The organism is Salinimicrobium profundisediminis (assembly GCF_026241755.1).
GTDB lineage: Bacteria > Bacteroidota > Bacteroidia > Flavobacteriales > Flavobacteriaceae > Salinimicrobium > Salinimicrobium profundisediminis.
This window is the reverse complement of sequence record NZ_JAPJDA010000100.1, coordinates 1-1,988: the sequence shown is the minus strand read 5'-3', so window position 1 is coordinate 1,988 and position 1,988 is coordinate 1. Positions and strand designations below refer to the sequence as shown.

Below are 1,988 nucleotides of genomic sequence, written 5' to 3'. Positions count from 1 at the left end.
TGCAAATTCCGAGCAAATTTGCTAAAATTTTGTAAAAGGAGTGACGAATATGACAGATTTTAAATTCAATGAAAATGATTTCAATAAAGCCTATGATGATGAGATGAAAAAAGTAAATGAACAGCTTGAGAAAGAAATTGTTTTTGCCATGATTGGTGATGTTAATGCAGGGAAATCTTCTACATTAAACCGATTAATTGGGGAAGAAGTCGCTTCTGTTGGTGCCGAGCCAGGAGAAACTGTCATTGTAAAGAAGTATCCATACAAAGACAAAATCATATTTGCTGACACACCTGGACTTGATGATATTAATCATAAAAATTCCGAAGAAACGCTGAAGTTTTATAAAGAGGCAGATGTCATCTTATTTTTCTTAAATGCTGCAGGAACTGTGTTTTCCGAAGGTGAAAAGAAGCATTTTGACAATATAAGAAAAGTAAACAAGAACATCATCTTTGTTTTGAATAAAATAGATGCTGCTGAGGACATTCCTAATCTTGTAAAATATGTACAAGATAAAACAAACTACGATTTTAAAGTCACACCGATTTCCTCAAGAACTGGGCAAAACGTGGATATGCTCAGAAATGCTATCTTGGATATCCTTAAAGAAAAAAATAAAGACATTCTCTTTGCCAGGCAAATTAAAGAAAAGTCTTCGACGGCGAACAAATGGATTCTAGCAGCTGCCTCATCTGCCGCTGCTGTAGGTGCGGTGCCACTCCCTGGTTCTGATATTATTCCGCTTACCAGTATTCAAGTGGGGCTAATGGTAAAATTAGCAACATTATACGAAAAGCCGCTCTCTAAAGACCGGGCAAAAGAACTGGCAATCGCAACATTCGCAGGTAATATTGGCAAAAGCTTATTCAGACAAGCAGTAAAATTCATTCCCGGCGCTGGCTCCGCTGCAGGTGCAGGCATAGCCGGCAGTATGACGCTCGGATTAGGATATGCCATTAAATATGCGTATGAAAATGACATTGAACTAAATGCCGAAATCTTGAAGACTCTTTCTAAGTCTTTTATGAAGGATAAGGTTGAATCTTAAAAAAGCTAACGTTATGTTAGCTTTTTTATTTTGGCGGTGGGTTGTGGGTGGGTTGTGGGGACAGGTTCCTTGACCCAGTTTGCGGCGGGTTTTAGGGACAGGTTCCTCGACCCATTGTTGGGTTTCAGGAACAGGTTCCTCGATTCCAATCATTTAGAATCTGGCAATACGCCGGCCTAACTCCATCACTAACAGAAACAAAAAATCTGGTAAAATATCCTAATTATTTAATACATACCAAAGAAATAAATTAACCTGATTACCCTTGCGAAAATAAGGGAAGTAAAAGTTATAAGTTTCAATTTTATTAAAAATCACTTACTTCAGGAGGAATTTTTAATATGAAAGCTGTTACTTTCCAAGGTGCAAAAGATATTCAGGTTAAAGAGGTAGCGAATCCAAAGATTGAAAAAAGTGATGACCTCGTTATTCGAGTAACTTCTACAGCTATTTGCGGTTCAGATCTTCATATTTATCAAGGAGCTCTTCCGGCATCCAAAGATTATGTGATTGGTCATGAGCCGATGGGAATTGTTGAAGAAGTAGGACCGAGTGTGGAGAAAGTGAAAAAAGGCGATCGTGTCGTACTTCCTTTTAATATCTCCTGTGGTCACTGCCACTATTGTGCCAATGATATGGAAAGTCAGTGTGACAACTCCAACACAAATCCACATGTGGATACTGGCGGTTACTTTGGATTTACAGAACGATATGGAGGCTATCAAGGCGGACAAGCCGAATTGCTCCGTGTGCCATTCGGTAACTTTGTGCCCTTTGTGATCCCTGAATCGGTTGAGCTTGAAGATGAGTCCCTGCTCTTTATGTCGGATGTATTACCGACAGCTTATTGGAGTGTTGAAAGCGGCGGAGTGAAAAAAGGAGATACAGTCGTTGTTTTAGGCTGTGGTCCAATCGGCTTAATGACGCAAAAATTTGC

The 1,988-nt window shown here is 39.3% G+C and carries 2 protein-coding genes; both read left to right on the top strand.

Annotated elements, in window-relative coordinates:
- The first annotated feature begins 49 nt into the window (after positions 1-49).
- Complete coding sequence (locus OQ279_RS18865) at positions 50-1,051, top strand: GTPase (RefSeq protein ID WP_214476294.1); 1,002 nt, start codon at positions 50-52, stop codon at positions 1,049-1,051.
- Positions 1,052-1,392: 341 nt separating this feature from the next.
- Positions 1,393-1,988 (top strand): alcohol dehydrogenase catalytic domain-containing protein (locus tag OQ279_RS18860; protein WP_266071424.1); only part of this gene is annotated, 596 nt, incomplete at its 3' end.